20 protein-coding genes are annotated in these 21,080 nt (G+C 68.4%); 13 read left to right on the top strand and 7 right to left on the bottom strand.

The genetic code is table 11. The features are described 5' to 3' along the window. The first annotated feature begins 19 nt into the window (after window positions 1-19). From A5736_RS23560 to A5736_RS23550, 3 genes are read left to right on the top strand one after another with little or no spacing between them, the layout of a single operon-like run. Window positions 20-865, top strand: coding sequence for an SDR family oxidoreductase (locus tag A5736_RS23560; protein ID WP_076058051.1), 846 nt, complete (start codon window positions 20-22; stop codon window positions 863-865). A 45-nt stretch (window positions 866-910) separates the two neighbouring features. Further along, window positions 911-3,298 (top strand): phosphoketolase, encoded by a 2,388-nt coding sequence (locus A5736_RS23555; protein ID WP_076248952.1) that lies wholly within the window; start codon window positions 911-913, stop codon window positions 3,296-3,298. A gap of 35 nt (window positions 3,299-3,333) precedes the next feature. Then, a complete protein-coding gene (locus A5736_RS23550; protein ID WP_076115497.1) occupies window positions 3,334-4,095 on the top strand; it encodes a CPBP family intramembrane glutamic endopeptidase in 762 nt (253 codons plus the stop codon). A 7-nt stretch (window positions 4,096-4,102) separates the two neighbouring features. Here the strand turns inward: A5736_RS23550 and A5736_RS23545 are convergent, their stop codons facing one another. The 6 genes from A5736_RS23545 to modA form a co-directional block, all read right to left on the bottom strand. Beyond that, complete coding sequence (locus A5736_RS23545) at window positions 4,103-5,131, bottom strand: zinc-binding alcohol dehydrogenase family protein (protein ID WP_076248950.1); 1,029 nt, start codon at window positions 5,129-5,131, stop codon at window positions 4,103-4,105. A gap of 63 nt (window positions 5,132-5,194) precedes the next feature. Next, window positions 5,195-5,473, bottom strand: a complete 279-nt coding sequence (locus A5736_RS23540; RefSeq protein ID WP_076123207.1) for a GlsB/YeaQ/YmgE family stress response membrane protein — start codon at window positions 5,471-5,473, stop codon at window positions 5,195-5,197. Between the two features lie 181 nt (window positions 5,474-5,654). Next, the gene (locus tag A5736_RS23535; RefSeq protein ID WP_076248948.1) at window positions 5,655-6,629 is read right to left on the bottom strand and encodes an alanine and proline-rich secreted protein Apa; all 975 of its coding nucleotides are present in this window, start codon (window positions 6,627-6,629) and stop codon (window positions 5,655-5,657) included. Between the two features lie 119 nt (window positions 6,630-6,748). Further along, window positions 6,749-7,867 (bottom strand): sulfate/molybdate ABC transporter ATP-binding protein, encoded by a 1,119-nt coding sequence (locus A5736_RS23530; protein WP_076248947.1) that lies wholly within the window; start codon window positions 7,865-7,867, stop codon window positions 6,749-6,751. Window positions 7,868-7,873: 6 nt separating this feature from the next. Then, window positions 7,874-8,680, bottom strand: coding sequence for an ABC transporter permease (locus A5736_RS23525; RefSeq protein WP_076248945.1), 807 nt, complete (start codon window positions 8,678-8,680; stop codon window positions 7,874-7,876). A 9-nt stretch (window positions 8,681-8,689) separates the two neighbouring features. Then, window positions 8,690-9,469, bottom strand: coding sequence for a molybdate ABC transporter substrate-binding protein (gene modA / locus A5736_RS23520; RefSeq protein ID WP_076248944.1), 780 nt, complete (start codon window positions 9,467-9,469; stop codon window positions 8,690-8,692). Between the two features lie 192 nt (window positions 9,470-9,661). On the opposite strand from modA, the gene A5736_RS23515 reads away from it, so the two are divergent. The 3 genes from A5736_RS23515 (at window position 9,662) to A5736_RS23505 (ending at window position 12,877) form a co-directional block, all read left to right on the top strand. Continuing rightward, window positions 9,662-10,339 (top strand): SDR family oxidoreductase, encoded by a 678-nt coding sequence (locus A5736_RS23515; RefSeq protein ID WP_076249041.1) that lies wholly within the window; start codon window positions 9,662-9,664, stop codon window positions 10,337-10,339. A gap of 52 nt (window positions 10,340-10,391) precedes the next feature. Continuing rightward, on the top strand, window positions 10,392-11,309 hold the full coding sequence (locus A5736_RS23510) for an LLM class F420-dependent oxidoreductase (protein WP_076248942.1): 918 nt from the start codon (window positions 10,392-10,394) through the stop codon (window positions 11,307-11,309). Between the two features lie 176 nt (window positions 11,310-11,485). Beyond that, window positions 11,486-12,877 carry an NAD(P)/FAD-dependent oxidoreductase gene (locus A5736_RS23505; protein WP_076248940.1) on the top strand — a complete coding sequence of 464 codons (1,392 nt, stop codon included), beginning with the start codon at window positions 11,486-11,488 and terminating at the stop codon, window positions 12,875-12,877. Window positions 12,878-12,916: 39 nt separating this feature from the next. On the opposite strand, the gene A5736_RS23500 is transcribed toward A5736_RS23505, so the two are convergent. After that, window positions 12,917-13,339 carry a PaaI family thioesterase gene (locus A5736_RS23500; protein WP_369805031.1) on the bottom strand — a complete coding sequence of 141 codons (423 nt, stop codon included), beginning with the start codon at window positions 13,337-13,339 and terminating at the stop codon, window positions 12,917-12,919. A 329-nt stretch (window positions 13,340-13,668) separates the two neighbouring features. Between A5736_RS23500 and A5736_RS23495 the strand changes: the two genes are divergently transcribed. From A5736_RS23495 to A5736_RS27305, 7 genes are all read left to right on the top strand, one after another. Beyond that, window positions 13,669-14,085, top strand: coding sequence for a BlaI/MecI/CopY family transcriptional regulator (locus tag A5736_RS23495; protein ID WP_076123192.1), 417 nt, complete (start codon window positions 13,669-13,671; stop codon window positions 14,083-14,085). A 14-nt stretch (window positions 14,086-14,099) separates the two neighbouring features. Continuing rightward, a complete protein-coding gene (locus A5736_RS23490; protein ID WP_076123189.1) occupies window positions 14,100-15,050 on the top strand; it encodes a M56 family metallopeptidase in 951 nt (316 codons plus the stop codon). An 89-nt stretch (window positions 15,051-15,139) separates the two neighbouring features. Next, window positions 15,140-16,609, top strand: coding sequence for an NADP-dependent phosphogluconate dehydrogenase (gndA, locus tag A5736_RS23485; RefSeq protein WP_076123187.1), 1,470 nt, complete (start codon window positions 15,140-15,142; stop codon window positions 16,607-16,609). A gap of 53 nt (window positions 16,610-16,662) precedes the next feature. Then, the gene (locus tag A5736_RS23480; protein ID WP_076248939.1) at window positions 16,663-18,099 is read left to right on the top strand and encodes a GuaB1 family IMP dehydrogenase-related protein; all 1,437 of its coding nucleotides are present in this window, start codon (window positions 16,663-16,665) and stop codon (window positions 18,097-18,099) included. A gap of 212 nt (window positions 18,100-18,311) precedes the next feature. Beyond that, window positions 18,312-19,679, top strand: coding sequence for a hemolysin family protein (locus tag A5736_RS23475; RefSeq protein WP_076248937.1), 1,368 nt, complete (start codon window positions 18,312-18,314; stop codon window positions 19,677-19,679). Further along, window positions 19,679-20,722, top strand: a complete 1,044-nt coding sequence (locus A5736_RS23470; protein ID WP_076248935.1) for a hemolysin family protein — start codon at window positions 19,679-19,681, stop codon at window positions 20,720-20,722. The genes A5736_RS23475 and A5736_RS23470 overlap by 1 nt, the downstream gene beginning before the upstream one ends. A 290-nt stretch (window positions 20,723-21,012) precedes the next feature. Continuing rightward, window positions 21,013-21,080 (top strand): hypothetical protein (locus A5736_RS27305; protein ID WP_371328408.1); only part of this gene is annotated, 68 nt, incomplete at its 3' end.

Here is a 21,080-nt window from a genome sequence, read left to right as displayed (position 1 = left end):
AAGACCGGAAGGGATCAACATGGCAGACACCGCAGTAGGCCTGAAGGTCCGCGACAAGGTCATCGTGATCACCGGCGGCGCGCGGGGCATCGGATTGGCCACCGCGACCGCGCTGCACAACCTGGGCGCCAAGGTCGCGATCGGCGACATCGACGAGGTGTGCGTGAAGGAGTCGGGCGCCGCGCTCGGCCTCGATGTCCACGGCAAGCTCGATGTCACCGACCCGCACTCGTTTTCGGAGTTCCTCGACGACGTCGAGCGTCAGCTCGGACCGATCGATGTGCTGGTCAACAACGCCGGCATCATGCCCGTCGGCCGGATCATCGACGAGCCCGACGCGGTCACCCGCCGCATTCTGGACATCAACGTGTACGGCGTGATGCTGGGCAGCAAGCTGGCGGTGCAGCGCATGGTCCCCCGCGGATCCGGCCACGTCATCAACGTCGCCTCACTCGCCGGCGAGATCTACGCCGTCGGGCTGGCCACCTACTGCGCGAGCAAGCACGCGGTGGTCGCGTTCACCGACTCCGCGAGGCTCGAATACCGCTCGGCCGGCGTGCACTTCTCGATGGTGTTGCCGTCGTTCGTCAACACCGAGCTGACCGCGGGCACCAAGGGCGCCAAGGGATTCCGTAACGCCGAGCCCTCCGAAATCGCCGACGCGATCGTCGGGTTGGTCGTCCGCCCGAGGCCGCGGGTGCGCGTCACCAGGGCGGCGGGCGCGATGGTCGCGTCGCAGAAGTTCATGCCGCGCAGGCTGGGCGAGGGTCTCAACCGCCTGCTGGGCGGCGAGCACGTCTTCACCGACGAGGTCGACGTCGAACAGCGCCGCGCCTATGAGGCCCGCGCCCGAGGCGAAGAATGAGCGCCGCCTAGCGCCGGTTCATCGGAAGCGCGGACAATCGGGCGGGTGAGCCTAGAAACCGAAACGACCGCGACCACGAAACTCTCCGACAACGAACTGGGCCTCATCGACAAGTACTGGCGCGCCGCCAACTACCTGTCGGTCGGGCAGATCTATCTGCTGGACAACCCGCTGCTGACCGCGCCGCTGTCGGCCGAACACGTGAAACCGCGGCTGTTGGGCCACTGGGGCACCACGCCGGGACTCAACCTCATCTACGCGCACCTGAACCGGATCATCCGCAACCGCGACGCCAACGTCATCTACGTCACCGGGCCCGGTCACGGCGGGCCCGGACTGGTGGCGAACGCCTACCTCGAGGGCACCTACAGCGAGGTGTACAGCGGCATCGGGGAGGACACCGAAGGGCTGCGCCGGCTGTTCCGCCAGTTCTCCTTCCCCGGCGGCATCCCCAGCCATGTCGCCGCCCAGACCCCCGGGTCCATCCACGAGGGCGGTGAACTCGGCTACGCGCTGGTGCACGCCTATGGCGCGGCGTTCGACAACCCGGACCTGGTGGTCGCGTGCGTGATCGGCGACGGCGAGGCCGAGACCGGGCCGCTGGCAACCAGTTGGCACTCGAACAAATTCCTCAACCCGGCCGTCGACGGCGCGGTGTTGCCGATCCTGCACCTCAACGGGTACAAGATCGCCAACCCGACGGTGCTGGCGCGAATCCCGCAGACCGAGCTCGAATCGCTGTTGCGCGGTTACGGATACCGGCCGATCACAGTTTCCGGCGACCAACCGGCGTCGGTGCACCAGCAGCTGGCCGCCGCCCTCGACGACGCGTTCGACGACATCGCGGCCATTCAGCGCGCGGCGCGTTCCGGTGGAGCGACCGACCGGCCGGTGTGGCCGATGATCGTGCTGCGCACGCCCAAAGGCTGGACCGGACCCAAGGAGGTGGACGGAAAGCGGGTCGAGGGCACCTGGCGGGCGCACCAGGTGCCGCTGGCCGCGACGCACGAAAACCCCGAGCACCGCGCGCAGCTCGAGGAGTGGCTGCGCAGCTACCGGCCCGAGGAGTTGTTCGGCGAGAGCGGCGCGCTGCGCGCCGAGCTGCGGGCGATCGCACCGCGCGGTGACCGTCGGATGAGCGCCAACCCGCACGCCAACGGCGGGCTGTTGCTGCGTGAGTTGGACCTCCCGGACTTTCGCGACTACGCGGTGGAGGTCGAACAACCCGCCGCGACGATGCACGAGGCCACCCGGGTGCTGGGCACGTTCCTGCGCGACGTCATCGCCCGCAACCCGAACCGCTTCCGGCTCATGGGGCCCGACGAGACGGCATCGAATCGGCTGGACGCCGTGTACGAATCCACCGACAAGGTGTGGCTTTCGGAGACCGGGCCCGATGACGAAAACCTCGCGCCGGACGGCCGCGTGATGGAGGTGCTGTCCGAGCACCTGTGCCAGGGCTGGCTGGAAGGCTATCTGCTGACCGGCCGGCACGGCCTGTTCAACTGCTATGAGGCGTTCGTGCACATCGTCGACTCAATGCTGAACCAGCACGCCAAATGGCTGTCCACCAGTCGCGACTTGCCCTGGCGCCAGCCGATCGCGTCGCTCAATTACCTGCTGAGCTCGCACGTGTGGCGCCAGGACCACAACGGCGCGTCCCATCAGGACCCCGGGTTCATCGACCTGGTCGCCAACAAGCGCGCCGAGATCGTCCGGGTCTACCTGCCGCCGGACGCCAACACGCTCCTCTCGGTGGCCGACCACTGCCTGCGCAGCCGCGACTACATCAACGTCATCGTCGCCGGCAAGCAGCCGGCGCTGAGCTACCTTTCGATGGACGATGCGATCGCGCACTGCACCCGCGGGCTGGGGATCTGGCAGTGGGCGAGCACGGCCACCGCCGAGCCCGACGTGGTGCTCGCCTGCGCCGGCGACATCCCGACGCAGGAGACGCTGGCCGCCGCCGACATCCTGCGCCGCGAAGTGCCCGACCTGGCCGTGCGGGTGGTCAACGTCGTCGACCTGATGCGCCTGCTGCCGGACTCCGAGCACCCACATGGCTTGCCCGACAACGAATTCGACGCGCTGTTCACCCGCGACAAGCCGGTGATCTTCGCCTACCACGGTTACCCGTGGCTGATCCACCGGCTCAGTTACCGCCGCACTAACCACCACCACATCCACGTGCGCGGTTTCAAGGAGCGGGGCACCACCACGACACCGTTCGACATGGTGATGCTCAACGACCTCGACCGCTTCCACCTGGTCATGGATGTCATCGACCGCGTGGACGGGCTGGCCAACCGCTCCGCGGTGCTTCGTCAGCGCATGGTGGACGCGCGCATCGCCGCCCGCCGCTACACCCGCGAGCACGGCGAGGACGATCCGGCGATCGCCGACTGGACCTGGGAGTCGCCGCAGTCGAAGTGAGCTGGGCCGACGCGGGCCGCGGGTAAACTTGCCCGATGCCCGACGCGACGACGGCCGCCCACACCCATCCGGTGGTGTCGCAGCTTTCGGCGCTGCACCGCTTCCGGGTTCACCTCGACATCGCCGTGGTGGTCGTGGTGCTGGTGCTCACCAACCTGATCGCGCACTTCACCACCCCCTGGGCGAGCGTCGCGACCGTCCCCGCCGCCGCGGTCGGGCTGGCGTTGTTGATGCGCGCCAACGGTCTGGACTGGGCCGACCTCGGCCTGGGCCGTGAGCATTGGAAGTCCGGGTTCGGCTATGCGCTGGCCGCGGTCGGCGTGGTCGCGTCGGTCATCGCGGTCGGTGTGCTGCTGCCGATGACCCGGCCGATGTTCATGAACAATCACTACGCGACGATCTCGGGCGCGCTGATCGCGTCGATGGTCATCATTCCGCTGCAAACCGTGATACCCGAGGAGTTGGCGTTTCGGGGTGTGCTGCACGGCGCGTTGAGCCGGGCCTGGGGATTTCGCGGGGTCGCGCTGGCGGGTTCCCTGCTGTTCGGCCTGTGGCACGTCGCCACGTCGCTGGGGCTGACGAGCAGCAACGTCGGTTTCACCCGTGTGTTCGGCGGGGGTTTCGTCGGGATGCTGGCCGGCGTGACGTTGGCCGTATTGGCCACCGCGACAGCCGGATTCGTCTTCAGCTGGTTACGCCGGCGCAGCGGCAGCCTGATCGCGCCGATCGCGTTGCATTGGTCGCTGAACGGGCTGGGGGCCCTGGCCGCCGCGCTCGTCTGGCATCTGTCGACCTGAGGCCGCGTCACACCAGCAGCACGGCGGCGCCGGCGATGTGTCCGCCGGCCAAATCGGACAGCGCCCGATCCGCTTGTGCCAGCGGGTATTCCGGCGTGGTCACCTCGATGTGATGCCCGGCGGCGAAGTCGAGGAACGCCCGCGCGTCGGCCCGGGTGTTCGACGTGACCGACCGGATTTCGCGCTCCTGAAACAAGTGTCGTTGATAGTTCAGGCTCGGAACGTCGGACAGGTGGATCCCGGCGATCGACAACGTCCCGCCCCGGTCGAGCGCCTCCATCGCGGGCGGTACCAGATCGCCGACCGGGGCGAACAGGATCGCAGCGTCCAGCGGCACCGGCGGCGGATCGGCCGCGCCTTGGGCCGACGCCGCCCCGAGCTTGCGCGCCAGCTGCTGCGCCTCGGCTCCGCGCGTCATCACGTGCACCTCGGCGCCTTGCGCCAACGCGACTTGCGCGGTGATGTGGGCGCTGCCGCCGAAGCCGTAGATACCCAGCCGGCCGCCGGGCGGTAGCTCGGCGCGCAGCAGGGAGCGATATCCGATGATGCCGGCGCACAGCAACGGGGCGAGCTCGCTGTCGCTGTAGCCGCTCGGCAGGTGGTGTGCGAAAGCCGCAGGGACCGTGGCGAATTCGGCGTACCCCCCGTCGGCATCCCAGCCGGTATAGCGCGACTCCGGACACAGGTTCTCGGCGCCCCGACGGCAGTACTTGCAGACGCCGCAGGTGTGGCGCAGCCAGGCAATCCCTACCCGGTCGCCCACCTCGAAGCCGTCACCGACCGCCTCTGAGCCGACTTCCATCACCTCCCCCACCACCTCGTGGCCGGGTGTCACGTGCTCGCGGTGAACCGGAAGATCACCCTCGGCGACGTGTAGATCGGTGCGACACACCCCGCATGCGCGCACTGCCACCAGCAACTCGGAGGGCTCGGGGCGTGGCACGTCGGCGGTGACCTGCTCGAGCGGACCGGTTTCCATCGGTCCGGGCCGACGCACTCGCCACGCGCGCATCGTCGTGGTTGCCGCCGCGGCCATCAGTTCATCTTGCTGCCTCGTGCCGCCGATTAGGAAACGCTAAAAATGACAGGTTTGGCGCGCCTACAAAGTTTTCGTGCGTGACGTCGCGAATTTGTAGATCAACAACAAGATCACCGCGCCGACTATCGCGCCCAAAAACGAGTGATGGATCGGGGGGGTAATCGTAAACTTGTGCGGTGGGAAAACCACGCTTCCCAGCGTCCCGCCGACATACGATCCAACGATGCCGAGAAGCGCAGTCGCTATTATGCCCAACGGCTGCCTGCCAGGCACGATTAGTCGCGCAATTGCGCCGACAACGAGACCAATGACGATCATCCAAATGATGTGCAGGATCACGCCGGCTCCTTCAGGTATTGATTAGCGGGGACGCTCGACGGGTACCCCGGTGCGGCTCCGGCCAACCCCAGGGCTGTAGCGATTGCCGAGTTGACTTGGGTAATCCTCCAGGCGAAAACGAGAGATGCCGCGGCCCCACGACTACCGGCTACGACAAATGCGCAGCGCGACGTTAACCGGGTCAGGCGGATTCGGTCTGCTGCGGCGCCGGCGTGGGAGTGGCCTCTCCCGCGGGCGCCTGGGCCGGCGGCGCGGCCGGCGCGGGTGCGCCTGGAGCCGGCGCGGGGGCCGGTGCTCCGGGTGCGGGCGCGGGCGCTCCCGGCGCGGGCGCGGCCGGCGGTGGCGTCCAGGGCTGTATCGACTGCGCGAGCGCCGTTGCCGCGTTCGTGTCCACCGGGTCATTCGAGGTGCCGAGCCACACCACGAACCAGCGTTGCGGCGGGCTCGCGGTAGCTGACCCCATGACCCCGGTCCAGATCTGGCCGTTCGGCTTGCTCGGATCGCTGAACTTCACTTCGTAGTACGACGCGCTTCCGGTGAGCCCGTTGGCGCCGGTCAGCGGCGCCGTCGCCTGGTTGATCCGCGTGCCCGGATACGGCATGAAGAACTCACCCATGTCGGAGCCCAGCCGGACGGCGGCCTTGGCATTGTTGGGTTCGGCGCTGGCGTAAAGCTTTTGGTCCAGCCGGCCCATGACGATGCGGGTGTCGTTGGCGACCGGTGGCGCCTGGTTCGGCGCCGGCGGGTTGCCGATCGTCTTGCTCAGCAGCTCCGAGCCGTAGTCGAGGTGCGACGCGTCCGACTCCACCCAGCCGGGGGGCAGCACGAAGCTGAATCCGCCGACGGCATTGCCGAGGCGCCCGGCGTTCGGGTCCGGGGGTGGCGGGGCGTTCGGATCGACGGGCGGCGGCGGCACGGCGTTGGGATCGCCCGGCGCGGGTTGGGCATTCGGCGCCGGTTGCGCGTTCGGAGCCGGAGCTCCCGCCGGCGGCGGTGCGGCGGTCGTGGTTGCCGGGACCGGCGTCGGGGTCTCGGGATCGGCGTGTGACGACGCCGGTAACGCGATGGTGACGGCGCTGGCACTGGTCACCGTGGCGATCGCCAGCGTCGCCCACAGTGCTTTGCGACGTGTCGAGTTCGGGTCCACCTGATCCATGGCCACGAAACTACCGTGTTACGGCTGTGACGCAAGGGTGCCTTGCGGACGATGCGATCCGGTGCTCCCGATGTTGCCGATGTGCAACCGGTTTCGCATCCGTGGAGTTCGCCCGCCTGTCACGAATCAGCGTGGCGTTGCGCCGCCGGATACAGCGCCACTTCATGCGCCTTGACCGAAAACCACACCCGCTGGCCCGGCGCCAGCCGCAGCTCCGACGCGGCGTCGACGGTGATCTCCGCGGCCAGGCCCGGCGCGCCGTCGGCCTGCTCACCGGCGCGCACCAAGACCGCGGAACCGCGGACTCCCAGCTCCGCGACGGTCAGCTCGATGCAGTTGCGCGGGCTGCCGTGCGGCCGGTCGCGATAGACGGCCACCGCCGTCGGCGGGAACACCGCGATGGCGTCCCGCCCGACGCCGAGGGCGTGGGCGGGAATCCCGTGCCAGTGGTCGCCGGAGCGAGCACGCAGCGCGCCGTCTTCTTCGATCGTCCCGTTGACCAGATTGATCCCCGCGATGCGGGCGCCGAAATTGCTGCGCGGCGCGGCCAGCACCTCGGCCACCGAGCCGATCTCGGCGATCTTCCCGGACTCCAGCACCAGCACCCGATCGGCCAGGGTCAGCACGTCGAGCAGGTCATGCGTTATCAGGACCACGGCGCAGGCGCCGCGGGTGACGACGTTGCGCAGCACCGCGCGGATGGCCGCGGCCGCGCCGACGTCCAGCCCGGTGAGCGGCTCGTCCAGCAGCAGCACGTCGGGCTCGGCCGCCAACGCCCGGGCGATCGCGACCCGCTGGGCCTGGCCGCCGGACAGTTGCCGCGGTTTCCGGTCGGCGAGCCCCTCGGCGTCCACCTCGCGCAGCCAGCGCAGCGCGGTCTCGCGCCGTCCGGCGCGAACGGAACGCGACATGCCACGAATGCTGCGACGGCTGTGCGGTCCGAAGGCGACGTTGGCGGCGACGCTCATGTGAGGGAACAGCAACGGGTCCTGCAGCAGCAGCCCAACCCGGCGATCGTGGGTCGCCACGTTGAGACCGGACGACGTGTCGGTCAATACCCGATCCCCCAGGCGCACCACGCCCTCGTCGGGTCGCACCAGCCCGGCGATGACGTGCAGAGCGGTCGACTTCCCGGCGCCGTTCGGCCCCAGCACCGCGAGCACCTCACCCGCGGACACCGAAAACTCCACGCCCAGCAGCCGATTGGCCACAACCGCGCGAAGCTGCAACTCGCTCATCGCCGGCTACCTCGCCCCAATCCCAATCGGGTTCCCGGTCAGCCTGCGCGCCCCCAGGCCGAGCACCACCAGCGAGGCCAGCACCACGAGCAGGATCGACAACGCCACCGCCGCGTTGGCGTCGCTGACCCGCTGCAGGTAAATCTCAAGCGGCAGCGTGCGAGTCACCCCCTGCCGCGACCCGGCGAAAGTCAGCGTCGCGCCGAACTCCCCCAGCGAGCGGGCGAACGCCAGCACCGCGCCCGACACCATGCCCGGCAGCAGCAGCGGCAAGGTGACCCGCCACCAGACGGTGCTGGGCCGCGCCCCCAGCGTCGCCGCGACCACCTCGTAGTCGGCTCCCGCGGTGCGCGCGGCGCCCTCGAGCGAGATCACCAGAAACGGCAGCGAGACGAAGGTCTGCGCCAGCACCACGGCGGTGGTGCTGAACGCGATGCTGACGCCGGCCGCCTCCAAGTACCGCCCCACCAACCCGAGCCTGCCGAACGCATACAGCAATGCGATGCCACCAACCACCGGCGGCAACACCAGCGGGACCAGGATCAGCGGCCGCAGCAGCCGCACGAGCCGCCCGGTGCCGCGCGCCAGCACCAGCGCCATGGGCACTCCGAGCAGCACGCACAGCGCGGTGCTGGCGGAGGCGGTCTCCAGGCTCAGCAGTAGCGCGGTCCGCGACGACGGGCTGGTGATCAGCGACCAGAAATTCGGCCAGTCGACCTCGATCGCGATCGACAGCAGCGGCAATGCTACGAAGACGATCCCCGCGGCGGCGGGGATGTACACCCAGCGGGGCAGATCCGTCGGACGATGCATGAGCGGCTGTCAGGGCTTGGCGAAGCCCGACTGGGCCAGGATCTGCTGACCCGCGCCGGAGGTCACCAAAGTCACGAACTTCTGCGCCAGGACCGGCTTTGGCGCCTTCTTCAGCACCCCGATCGGATAGACGTTGACGGCGCCCGCGGCCTCGGGAAAGTTGACGGTCGTCACCTTGTTTCCGGCGCTGTGCGCGTCGGTGACGTAGACCAGCCCCGCGTCGGCCTGCCCGCTGGTGACCTTGTTGAGGACGTCGGTCACGCTGAGCTCCTCGCTGACCGGGTTCAGGCGCACCCGGGTGGTGTCCTCGACGCGCTGGGTCGCCGATCCGCAGGGCACCGGCTGTTGGCAGATCACCACGCTGAGGCCGGGTTTGGCAAGGTCGGCGAAGGCGACGATGTTTTTCGGGTTGCCCGGCGCGGTGACGATCACCAGTGTGTTGGAGGCGAAGTTCGTCGCGCTGGTGGCCAACAGCCCGGCCCTGGAGACGACGTCCATCTGCGCGGTGTCGGCGGACGCGAAGACGTCGCCGGTCGCGCCCTGAGTCAGCTGGGTCGCGAGCTCCGAGGAGCCCCCGAATTCGAACTCGACGCCGCCGCCCGGATTCTCGGTCTTGAACCGCTCTCCGAGTTGGGTGAACGCGGATTTCAGCGAGGCCGCCGCGAAGACCACGATTGATCCGGAGGTCTGCGGCGGCCCGGACGGTGACGACGAGGGTGGCTTGGAGCCGCAGGACACGAGGGCGGTCAGCAGCATCGCGGATAGCCCAACGGCCTGGACCCGGCGCATGGATGAACCCTAACCCGCCGTGGATGCGGCCTGATTGGGGCCTAAATCGTCGCAAAAACGTGGCGACCGAATAGTTATTCAAATGATTCGCGCGGCGCGCCGCCTGGAATTTCGCCGTATAGCTACTGTCCAGTAACATCGATGGAAATCGACGCCGCAACGTCGGGGTTCAACGTTGAACATGAGGAGGTCATGGCTGTGGAAGTGCTGGTCACCGGCGGGGACACGGAGCTGGGGCGCACAGTGGCCGAGGGCTTCCGCGATGACGGTCACAAGGTGACCCTCGTGGGCGCGCGGCGCAGCGACCTCGAAATCGCCGCCAAAGAGCTCGACGTGGACGCGATCGTCTGCGACACCACCGACCCGGCCAGTCTCGAAGAGGCGCGTGGCCTGTTCCCCCATCATCTCGACACCATCGTCCACGTGCCGGCTCCCGGCTGGGACGGCGGCGACCCGCGCACCTATTCGATGTCCGACACGGCCCGGGCGTGGCGCAGCGCGCTTGACGCGACGGTGCTTTCGGCGGTGCTGACCGTGCAGGCCGTGGGCGATCACCTGCGCTCCGGTGGCTCCATCATCGGCGTGGTTGCGGAAAACCCGCCCGCGGGCAGCGTCGACTCCGGAATCAAAGCGGCCCTTTCGAATTGGGCTGCCGGCCAGGCCGAGATCTTCGGCACTCGGGGGATCACCATCAACGTGGTGGCCAGCGGGCGAAGCGCCCAGGCCGGCTACGACGGCCTTTCGCGCACCCCGCCGTCGGTCGCGACGGAGGTCGCCCGCTTGGCGCTGTTCCTCACCACCTCGGCGGCTCGCCACATCACCGGCCAGACGCTGCACGTCAGCCACGGGGCGCTGGCCAGTTTCGCCTGAGGCTGAATAAGAGCCGTATCCCGTCACGCGGCGCCGCACTACGGTAGAGCGCGTGGCTATTCGACTCGGTCTGCAGATTCCCAATTTCTCTTACGGCACCGGGGTAGACAAACTCTTCCCCACTGTTCTGGCTCAGGCCCGCGAGGCCGAATCGGCTGGTTTCGACTCGGTTTTCGTGATGGACCACTTCTACCAACTGCCCATGCTGGGCGATCCCGACCAGCCGATGCTGGAGGCGTACACCGCGTTGGGTGCGCTCGCCACCGCGACCGAACGGGTGCAACTGGGCACCTTGGTAACCGGCAACACGTATCGCAATCCGACGCTGCTGGCCAAAATCATCACCACGCTCGACGTGGTGAGCCAGGGCCGGGCGATCCTGGGCATCGGGACCGGTTGGTTCGAGCTCGAGCACAATCAGCTGGGTTTCGAATTCGGCAACTTCACCGACCGGTTCAACCGGCTCGACGAGGCGCTGCAGATCATCCTGCCGATGATCAAGGGCGAACGGCCGACCTTTTCCGGCAAGTGGTATCACACCGACCAGGCGATGGCCAATCCTCGCTTCCGCGAACACATTCCGCTGATGATCGGCGGCAGCGGCGAGAAGAAGACGATCCCGCTCGCGGCTCGGCACTTCGACCACCTCAACATCATCGCCGGGTTCGACGAGCTGCCGGCCAAGGTGCGGGTGGTTCGGGAGCGCTGCGAGGAGATCGGCCGCGATCCGGCCACGCTGGAAACCAGCACCCTCACCACGGCGGTCGTCGACGAGAATTTCAAGGCCGACCAGATCCCCGCGGAGATGACCCAGCGCATGGTCGTCGGCAGCGTCGACTCGGTCGCCGACCAAATCAAGACCAAGATCTTGGACGCCGGTGTCGACGGGGTGATCATCAACATGCCCTTCTACACACCCGGCATCATCGCCGCGGCCGGCGAGGCGCTGCGGCCATTGGTCGGCCTGTAGCCGGGACCGCCGCGAGCGGCGGGGCATGACGCGGATCACGTTCGGCGACCAGCGGTAATACCGCCGGTGTGGTTCATTACACAGGCTTACGATCTGGGTTTCCGGGTGGCGGCTTGACTAGCGTGGTAGCTAACTGAATTCGCGCATCAAGGAGCCCCGGCAGGAGCAACGGATACATGAGCCCGCAGCCAGAAGGTACAGCTGAACCGAAGCGTCGGCATCGCGTCGTCATCATCGGATCAGGGTTCGGCGGACTCAATGCGGCAAAGAAGCTCAAGCGGGCCGACGTCGACATCAAACTGATCGCCCGCACCACCCACCACCTGTTCCAGCCGTTGCTGTACCAAGTCGCCACCGGGATCATTTCCGAGGGGGAAATCGCCCCGCCGACTCGGGTGGTGTTGCGCAACCAGCGCAACGTCCAGGTCCTGCTCGGCAACGTCACCCACATCGACCTGGCCAACCAGTGCGTCGTGTCGGAGTTGCTGGGCCACACCTACGAAACCCCCTACGACAGCCTGATCGTGGCCGCCGGGGCCGGTCAGTCCTACTTCGGCAACGACCACTTCGCGGAGTTCGCGCCCGGCATGAAGTCGATCGACGACGCGCTGGAGCTGCGCGGCCGGATCCTCAGCGCGTTCGAACAGGCGGAACGGTCGAGCGATCCCGAGCGCCGCAGGAAGCTGCTGACGTTCACCGTCGTCGGGGCCGGGCCCACGGGCGTCGAAATGGCTGGGCAGATCGCCGAATTGGCGCAACACACCATGCGAGGATCGTTCCGGCATATCGATTCGACGCGGGCGCGGGTGATCCTGCTCGACGCCGCCCCCGCGGTGTTGCCGCCGATGGGCGAAAAGCTGGGCGAGCGTGCGGCCGCGCGACTGGAGAAGATGGGCGTCGAAATCCAGCTGGGCGCCATGGTCACCGACGTGGACCGCAACGGCATCACGGTCAAGGACTCCGATGGCACCGTGCGGCGCATCGAGTCGGCGTGCAAGGTCTGGTCCGCGGGCGTGCAGGCCAGCCGCCTGGGCAGGGATCTCGCCGAGCAGTCGCCGGCAGAACTGGACCGGGCCGGACGGGTGAAAGTGCTGCCCGACCTGTCCATCCCCGGCTACCCGAACGTGTTCGTCGTCGGCGATATGGCCGCCGTCGAGGGCGTGCCAGGCGTGGCCCAGGGCGCCATCCAGGGCGCCAAGTACGTCGCCAACACGATCAAGGCCGAGCTCGCCGGCGCCGACCCGGCGGAGCGGGAGCCGTTCCAATACTTCGACAAGGGCTCGATGGCGACGGTGTCGCGGTTCTCCGCGGTCGCCAAGATCGGCCCGCTGGAGTTCAGTGGTTTCATCGCCTGGCTGATCTGGTTGGTGCTGCACCTGGTGTACCTGATCGGGTTCAAGACGAAGATCACCACGCTGCTGTCGTGGACGGTGACCTTCCTGAGCACCCGGCGCGGCCAGCTGACGATCACCGACCAGCAGGCGTTCGCGCGAACACGGCTCGAACAGCTCGCCGAATTGGCGGCCGAGGCCCGCGCCCCGGCCGAGGCCGCGCGGCGGGCTAGTTAGCCCGCTCGCACCACCCGGAATCCGTTGTAGCGCAAGGTATTACGTGTCCACAAGGTTTTGCAGCCGCACCTGACCCCGGGCGACCACCCGGCCGTCCGCGTCGGTGATGGTGACCAGCCACAGCTGCTGACGCCGGCCGCGGTGGATCGGGTCCGCGGCGCCGTAGACCATCCCCGAGCCGATGGACCGCAAGAAATCGGTGTTGTTGTTGACCCCGACGACATTCCCGCCGCCGCGCGTGGCGAGCCAGGTGTACGCCGCGACGCTGGCCATGCTCTCGACCATCGAGCAGTACACACCGCCGTGCACGAGGCCCATCGGCTGCAGCAGCTTCGGCGTGACCTCAAGCTGCGCCCGGGCCCCGTCGGGGCTGAGTTCGGTGAATTGCAGCCCTATTTCGCTGTCGAACGGGGCCGTGAAATCGGGCGGGACGCTCGCGTCGGGCGGCGGTGGCACGCTCATGTGTCTACACCATGGCCAACCCGGCCGGCGCGAGGCCGCGGCGGCGAGCGCCGAAACAGGCGAGCCCCGTGCGCTAAAGGCACGGGGCTCGCCGATCGAGTTGGACGGACCGGGGGTCACTGCAGCCCTCAGGACTCTGCCGCGGTCCGTTGTCTCTCGACCGGACTCAGCATAGGCAAGGCTGCCCTAATATTGCAAGGGTGGTTTGTAGCGTCCGCGCCCGCGCCGGCGGGGCCCGGAGGTGGTCACAGAGATTGCCCAGCATTCGATACGACAGTCGGTAGTAAACAAGGAGTACGCTTGGTGCGACGCTCAGGAGATGACGAACTATGGCCAAACTGACACGGCTCGGGGATCTGGAACGCGCCGTCATGGACCATCTGTGGTCCACGGCGGAACCCCAGACCGTTCGGCAGGTCCACGAAGCGTTGTCGGCGCGACGCGACCTCGCTTACACAACGATCATGACCGTGCTGCAACGGCTGGCTAAAAAGAATCTGGTGTCGCAGATCCGCGACGACCGGGCGCACCGGTACGCGCCCGTGCACGGCCGCGACGAGCTGGTCGCGGGGCTGATGGTCGATGCCCTGGCCCAGGCTGAGGACTCCGGCGACCGACACGCCGCGCTGGTGCACTTCGTCGAACGCGTCGGCGCCGACGAGGCGGACGCGCTGCGGCGGGCGCTCGCCGAATTGGAAGCAAGCCAACGCAAAACGCCAGCGGCTGGCGCTACCGCTGAGGAGTAAGGGAGACTAGCAGCGTGTCCGCGGCGGCCTTCACCCTCCTCGCGGTGCTGCTGGTCGGCCCGGCGCCGGCATTGTTGGCACGCGCGACGTGGCCGCTGCGCGCTCCCCGGGCCGCGATGGTGCTGTGGCAGGCCATCGCGCTGGCCGCGGTGCTCTCGGCTTTCAGCGCCGGCATCGCGATCGCCACGCGGGTGCTCATGCCCGGCCCGGACGGGCGGCCCACGGCCAGCGTCATCGGTGCCGAGGGCCGGCTTGGCTGGCCGCTGTGGACCGCATACATCGCCGTCTTCGCGTTGACCGTGCTGGTCGGTGTCCGATTGATGATCTCGATGGCACGGGTGGCCATCGCCAACCGGCGACGGCGTGCGCACCACCGCATGGTGGTCGACCTGGTCGGCGTGGGACACGATGCGGCGCTGGCCGAGGCGTGCGCGTGGGCCCGTGACCTTCGCGTCTTGGACGTGCCCCAGCCGCTCGCCTACTGCCTGCCGGGCGTGCGCAGCCGCGTGGTGGTGAGCGAGGGAACGCTGAACACGCTCGCCGACACCGAAGTCGCCGCCATCCTCACCCACGAACGGGCCCATCTGCGGGCCCGGCACGACCTCGTCCTGGAAGCCTTCACCGCGGTGCACGCCGCCTTCCCGCGGCTGGTCCGCAGCGCCAACGCGCTTCGGGCCGTGCAACTGCTCGTTGAGCTCCTGGCCGACGACGCCGCGGTGCGCGCCACCGGGCGCACTCCCCTGGCCCGCGCGCTGGTCGCCTGCGCGTCCGGCCTAGCGCCGTCGGGCGCGCTGGCCGCGAGCGGTCCCAGCACGGTGGTGCGGGTCCGCCGGCTCGCCGGGCGCGGCAACAGCCTCGCGCTGTCGGCGGCCGCATACCTGACCGCGGCGGCCATTCTGGTGGTGCCCACCATCGCGCTGGCCGTACCGTGGCTCACCGAGCTGCAGCGGCTGTTCAACCTCTAGCGCACCGCGAAGCGAAACCCCTTGGAGGACGACCACTCCGCTGTGCCACAGTGTTCTCCAACCGGAGCGGCCTAACTGAAAGGCAAGACATGAGTTCGTCGGATTCCCAGCCGAATTCCAAGACCGGCACCGCGCAGATCGGCGTCACCGGCCTGGCCGTCATGGGCTCGAACATCGCCCGCAATTTCGCCCGGCACGGCTATACGGTGGCACTGCACAACCGATCCGTCGCCAAGACCGACGCGCTGCTCTCCGAGCACGGCGACGAGGGCAAGTTCGTGCGATCGGAGACCATCGAGGAATTCCTTGACGCGCTCGAGAAGCCGCGCCGCGTGCTGATCATGGTCAAGGCGGGCGACCCCACCGACGCCGTCATCGATCAGCTCGCCGACGCCATGGAACAGGGCGACATCATCATCGACGGTGGCAATGCGCTCTACACCGACACTATTCGCCGGGAGAAGGCGATGCGCGAACGTGGGCTGCACTTCGTCGGCGCCGGCATTTCCGGCGGCGAAGAGGGCGCGCTGAACGGGCCGTCGATCATGCCGGGCGGGCCGGCTGAGTCCTACACGTCGCTGGGCCCCCTGCTCGAGGAGATCTCCGCGCACGTCGACGGCGTGCCGTGCTGCACCCACATCGGGCCCGACGGCGCCGGGCACTTCGTGAAGATGGTGCACAACGGCATCGAGTACTCCGACATGCAATTGATCGGCGAGGCCTACCAGCTGCTGCGCGACGGGCTCGGCAAGACCGCCGACGAGATCGCCGACGTGTTCGACGAGTGGAACTCCGGCGACCTGGACAGCTTCCTGGTCGAGATCACCGCGAAGGTGCTGCGCCAAAACGACGCCAAGACCGGCAAGCCGCTCGTCGACGTGATCCTCGACGAGGCCGAGCAGAAGGGCACCGGACGCTGGACGGTGAAGTCGGCGCTGGATCTCGGTGTGCCGGTCACCGGGATCGCCGAGGCGGTGTTTGCCCGCGCGCTGTCGGGTTCGGTGACCCAGCGCAAGGCCACCACCGGGCTGGCGTCGGGCCAGCTCGGCGAAAAACCAAGCGATGCAAAGCAATTCGTCGAGGACGTCCGCCAGGCGTTGTACGCGTCGAAGATCATCGCTTATGCGCAGGGCTTCAACCAGATTCAGGCCGGCAGCGCCGAATACGACTGGGGCATCACGCCCGGCGATCTCGCGACCATCTGGCGCGGCGGCTGCATCATCCGGGCCAAGTTCCTCAACCGGATCAAGGAGGCGTACGACTCCGATCCCGAACTGCCCACCCTGATCGTGGCGCCGTATTTCCGCAGCGCCATCGAGGCCGCGATCGACGGCTGGCGCCGCGTGGTGGCTACCGCCACGCAGTTGGGCATCCCGATCCCGGGGTTCTCCTCGGCGCTGTCGTATTACGACGCGCTACGCACCGAGCGGCTGCCGGCCGCCCTGACCCAGGGCCTGCGCGATTTCTTCGGAGCGCACACCTACGGCCGCATCGACGAGGACCCCGGCAAGAAGTTCCACACCCTGTGGAGCGGTGACCGCAGCGAAGTACCCGCCTAGCCCGCGCCAACTAACATGGCCTAGCGGGGGCTGCAGACGGTGGGGCGAGAGCGATGAGATTTCTGGACGGGCACCGACCCGGGTACGACCTGACCTACAACGACGTCTTCATCGTGCCGAACAGTTCCGACGTGGCGTCGCGGTTCGACGTCGATCTGTCCACCGGCGACGGCTCCGGCACCACCATCCCGGTGGTGGTCTCCAACATGACCGCCGTCGCCGGGCGGCGGATGGCCGAGACCGTTGCCCGGCGCGGCGGCATTGTGGTTCTGCCGCAAGACCTTCCGATCACCGCGGTGCAACAGACGGTGGAATTCGTCAAGAGCCGCGACCTCGTCCTGGACACCCCGGTGATGCTGGCGCCCGACGATTCGGTGTCCGACGCGGTCGCGCTGATCCACAAGCGCGCGCACGGCGTGGCCGTGGTGGTCTTCGAGGGGCGGCCCATCGGTCTGGTGACCGAATCGTCATGCCACGGCATCGACCGCTTCACCCGGGTGCGCGACGTCGCCACCCGTGACTTCGTCAGCGCCCCGATCGGAACCGACCCGCGCAAAATCTTCGATCTGCTCGAGCACGCCCCGATCGAGGTCGCGCTGGTGACCAACCCGGACGACACGCTGGCGGGGGTGCTCACCCGCACCGGGGCGCTGCGAACCGGCCTGTACACCCCAGCCACCGACGCGGCCGGGCGGCTGCGCATCGGCGCGGCCGTGGGCATCAGCGGCGATGTGGGGGCCAAGGCCCGCTCCCTCGTCGAGGCCGGCGTCGACGTGCTGGTCATCGATACCGCGCACGGGCATCAGGTCAAGACGCTGGAGGCGATCAAGCTGGTGGCATCGCTGGACTTGGGTGTTCCGCTGGCCGCGGGCAACGTCGTGTCGGCGGAGGGCACCCGGGATCTGCTGAGCGCGGGAGCGAACATCGTCAAGGTCGGTGTCGGCCCGGGGGCCATGTGCACGACCCGGATGATGACCGGGGTCGGCCGGCCGCAGTTCTCCGCGGTGCTCGAATGCGCCGCTGCGGCAAGGCAACTCGGTGGGCACGTGTGGGCTGACGGCGGGATCCGGCATCCGCGGGACGTGGCGCTGGCGCTGGCCGCCGGGGCGTCGAACGTCATGATCGGCTCGTGGTTCGCCGGAACCTACGAGTCGCCCGGCGACCTGATGCGCGATCGCGACGAGCAGCCGTACAAGGAGAGCTACGGGATGGCGTCCAAGCGGGCGGTGGTGGCCCGCGCCGCCGCCGACACCGAGTTCGATCGCGCCCGCAAGGCGTTGTTCGAGGAAGGCATCTCGACGTCGCGAATGGGCCTGGACCCCGACCGCGGCGGTGTCGAGGACCTGATCGACCACATCACCTCGGGCGTGCGCAGCACCTGCACGTACGTCGGCGCCTCGAACCTGGCGGAGCTGCACGAACGGGCCGTCGTCGGCGTGCAATCCGCCGCCGGATTCGCCGAGGGACACCCGCTGCCGCTGGGCTGGTGACGCCGCCGCCTTCGCTACCATGTGAATCCTGGAACTTTGCGGGCCGCAGCAAAGCGAAGCGCGGCCCGGAACCGTACTAGAGCGAGAGGGATGACGTGCCGCAGGCACCCGTCGAGGCCCCGTTGGAGTCGGGGGCCTTCCGGGCGGGGCGGCGACTCCCTACCGCTGCCCGGGCCAGACCGGCGACGTCATCCCGATAACCGAGCTCCGCCATGAACCTCACCGTCACCGTCGTCAGCGTGCTGGCCATCGCGGTGCTCATCTTCGGCAACGGCGTGTTTGTCGCCGCCGAATTCTCCCTGACCGCGCTGGACCGCGCGACCGTTGAGGCCAACGCGCGCCGCGGTGGCCGCCGCGACCGCCTGATCCAACGCGCCCAGAACAGGCTGTCGTTCCAGCTCTCGGGTGCTCAGATCGGCATTTCGATCACCACGCTGGTGACCGGCTACCTGACCGAACCCATGGTCGCCGATCTGCCGCATCCGTGGTTCGACGCGATGGGGATTGCCGACCGGGTGGGCGACGCGATCATGGCGTTTCTGGTGTTGGTGATCGTGACGTCGGTGTCGATGGTGTTCGGCGAGCTGGTTCCCAAATACCTCGCGGTGGCGCGGCCCCTGACGACCGCGCGCGCCGTCGTCGCCGTCCAGCTGCTGTTCTCGCTGCTGCTCACCCCGGCGATCCGGCTGATGAACGGCGCGGCGAACTGGATCGTGCGCGAGCTGGGCATCGAGCCGGCCGAGGAGCTGCGCTCCGCCCGCTCGCCGCAGGAGCTGGTGTCGCTGGTGCGCAGCTCGGCCCGCAGCGGCTCGCTGGACCCGGCCACCGCCGCGCTGGTACGCCGCTCGCTGCAGTTCGGCGCGCTCACCGCCGAGGAGCTGATGACGCCGCGGTCCAAGATCGTGGCGCTGCAGACCGACGACACGCTCAGCGACCTGGTCGCCGCGGCCGCGGAGTCGGGGTTCTCCCGGTTCCCGATCGTCGCCGGCGATCTCGACGAGACCGTCGGGATCGTGCACGTCAAGCAGGTCTTCAAGATTCCGCGGGCCCATCGGGCGAGCACGCCGCTGGCGACGGTCGCGCAGCCGGTCCCGGTGGTCCCGTCGACGCTGGACGGCGACGCGGTGATGGCCGAGATCCGCGCCAATCCCCTGCAGACCGCGATGGTCGTCGACGAATACGGCGGCACCGCGGGCATGGTGACCGTCGAGGACCTGATCGAGGAGATCGTGGGCGACGTCCGCGACGAACACGACGACGCCACGCCCGACGTGTACGCCGCCGGTGGCGGTTGGCGGGTGTCGGGTTTGCTGCGCATCGACGAAGTGGCCGCCGCGATCGGGTATCGCGCACCCGAGGGGCCATACGAGACCATCGGCGGTTTGGTGCTTCGCGAAATCGGCCATATCCCGGTGGCCGGGGAAACGGTCGAGCTGACCGCGTTGGACCCGGACGGCCTGCCTGACGCGTCGATGCCCTGGCGCGCGACCGTGGTGCGGATGGACGGCCGCCGCATCGATCTGCTCGAGCTGACCGAACTGCGCGGCCGCGCCGAACCGGCGATGGGGCGTGGCCACTGATGAACGACACACTCGGAGTGGTGCTCGCGATCCTGCTGATCGGGGCGAACGGGTTCTTCGTGGGCGCGGAATTCTCGCTGATCTCGGCGCGGCGGGACCGCCTCGAAGCGCTGGCCGAACAGGGCAAGGCGCGCGCGGTCACCGTGATCCGGGCCGGTGAACAGCTGTCGTCGATGCTGGCCGGCGCCCAGTTGGGTGTCACTGTGGCGTCGCTGCTGCTGGGCCGGATCGGTGAGTCGGCGGTCGCGAACCTGCTGCGGCGGGGGCTCGGCCTCGCCGACATGAACGCGACGCTGCTGCACACGCTTTCGTTCGCGATCGCGCTGGCGATGGTGGTGACGCTGCACGTGCTGCTCGGCGAGATGGTGCCCAAAAACATCGCACTGGCCGGCCCGGAACGCACCGCCATGCTGCTGGTCCCGCCCTACCTGGCGTACGTGCGCGCCGCCCGGCCGTTCATCGTGTTCTACAACAAATGCGCCAACGCGATACTGCGCGCGCTGGGCGTGGAGCCCAAGGACGAGCTGCACATCGCGGTCTCCCCCGTCGTGCTCAGCGAGATGATCGCCGAATCGGTGTCCGAGGGCCTGCTGGATCCCGAGGAGCACAGCAGGCTGACCCGCGCGCTGCAGATCGGCAGCCGGGTGGTCGGCGACGTGGCCGTACCCCTAGACGACGTGCGGGCGCTATCGGTGGCCGCTTCGGGCTCGGGGCCAAAGGTCGCCGACGTCGAGCGAGCTTTGGCGCAGACCGGCTACTCCCGCTTTCCGGTCACGGCGCGCGACGGAAAATTCATCGGCTACCTCCACATCAAGGATGTGTTGACGCTCAATGACGATCCGGAGACCGTGATCGATCTGGCGTTGGTGCGCCCGCTGCCGCGGGTACCCACGTCGTTGCCGCTCGCCGACGCGCTGTCGCGGATGCGGCGCAGCAACAGCCATCTGGCGCTGGTGACCAGCGGCAGCGGTGACGTGGTCGCCATGGTGGCGATGGAGGATCTGGTCGAGGACCTGGTCGGCAGTATGCGCGACGCGTCATGAACGACGCGCAGTGACACCGTTCGCGGGCCGCCTGGCGAAGGGCGCGGCCCATGGCCCGTATGATTGAACGGCCGCCGGCGCACTAACGTGCTGGCGGGCTCACGGTCTTGGCCGGCAGTACATGCGTTGCCAGAAAGCGGTTCTCAAGGTCCGCCCCGGCGCCATGGGCGGAGCTGTTCGCGCGCCTGACCTGCGATTGCGGGTAAGGCGGTTACGCTCGCTCGGGCTGCCGGCCGGTAGGCTGACGAAGTAGCCACTGGCGTCCAATGAGGCCATTTTGGAGGAGAAACATGACTGATCGCGTGTCGGTGGGGAACTTGCGCGTCGCCCGAGTGCTCTACGACTTCGTGAACAACGA

Origin of the sequence: Mycobacterium sp. SP-6446, assembly GCF_001954045.1 — a bacterium.
Taxonomy (GTDB): domain Bacteria; phylum Actinomycetota; class Actinomycetes; order Mycobacteriales; family Mycobacteriaceae; genus Mycobacterium.
The sequence above is the reverse complement of the archived record's forward strand: the minus strand, read 5'-3'. Positions and strand labels throughout refer to the sequence as shown.

Coding starts and splice junctions, on each gene's coding strand:
- A5736_RS23495 (WP_076123192.1), top strand. CDS start 13,669: ATGGCCAAACTGACACGGCTCGGGGATCTGGAACGCGCCGTCATGGAC.
- A5736_RS23550 (WP_076115497.1), top strand. CDS start 3,334: ATGCCCGACGCGACGACGGCCGCCCACACCCATCCGGTGGTGTCGCAG.
- A5736_RS23475 (WP_076248937.1), top strand. CDS start 18,312: ATGAACCTCACCGTCACCGTCGTCAGCGTGCTGGCCATCGCGGTGCTC.
- A5736_RS23530 (WP_076248947.1), bottom strand. CDS start 7,867: ATGAGCGAGTTGCAGCTTCGCGCGGTTGTGGCCAATCGGCTGCTGGGC.
- A5736_RS23505 (WP_076248940.1), top strand. CDS start 11,486: ATGAGCCCGCAGCCAGAAGGTACAGCTGAACCGAAGCGTCGGCATCGC.
- A5736_RS23480 (WP_076248939.1), top strand. CDS start 16,663: ATGAGATTTCTGGACGGGCACCGACCCGGGTACGACCTGACCTACAAC.
- A5736_RS23525 (WP_076248945.1), bottom strand. CDS start 8,680: ATGCATCGTCCGACGGATCTGCCCCGCTGGGTGTACATCCCCGCCGCC.
- A5736_RS23545 (WP_076248950.1), bottom strand. CDS start 5,131: ATGGCCGCGGCGGCAACCACGACGATGCGCGCGTGGCGAGTGCGTCGG.
- A5736_RS23470 (WP_076248935.1), top strand. CDS start 19,679: ATGAACGACACACTCGGAGTGGTGCTCGCGATCCTGCTGATCGGGGCG.
- gndA (WP_076123187.1), top strand. CDS start 15,140: ATGAGTTCGTCGGATTCCCAGCCGAATTCCAAGACCGGCACCGCGCAG.
- modA (WP_076248944.1), bottom strand. CDS start 9,469: ATGCGCCGGGTCCAGGCCGTTGGGCTATCCGCGATGCTGCTGACCGCC.
- A5736_RS23560 (WP_076058051.1), top strand. CDS start 20: ATGGCAGACACCGCAGTAGGCCTGAAGGTCCGCGACAAGGTCATCGTG.
- A5736_RS23500 (WP_369805031.1), bottom strand. CDS start 13,339: ATGAGCGTGCCACCGCCGCCCGACGCGAGCGTCCCGCCCGATTTCACG.
- A5736_RS23535 (WP_076248948.1), bottom strand. CDS start 6,629: ATGGATCAGGTGGACCCGAACTCGACACGTCGCAAAGCACTGTGGGCG.
- A5736_RS23515 (WP_076249041.1), top strand. CDS start 9,662: ATGGCTGTGGAAGTGCTGGTCACCGGCGGGGACACGGAGCTGGGGCGC.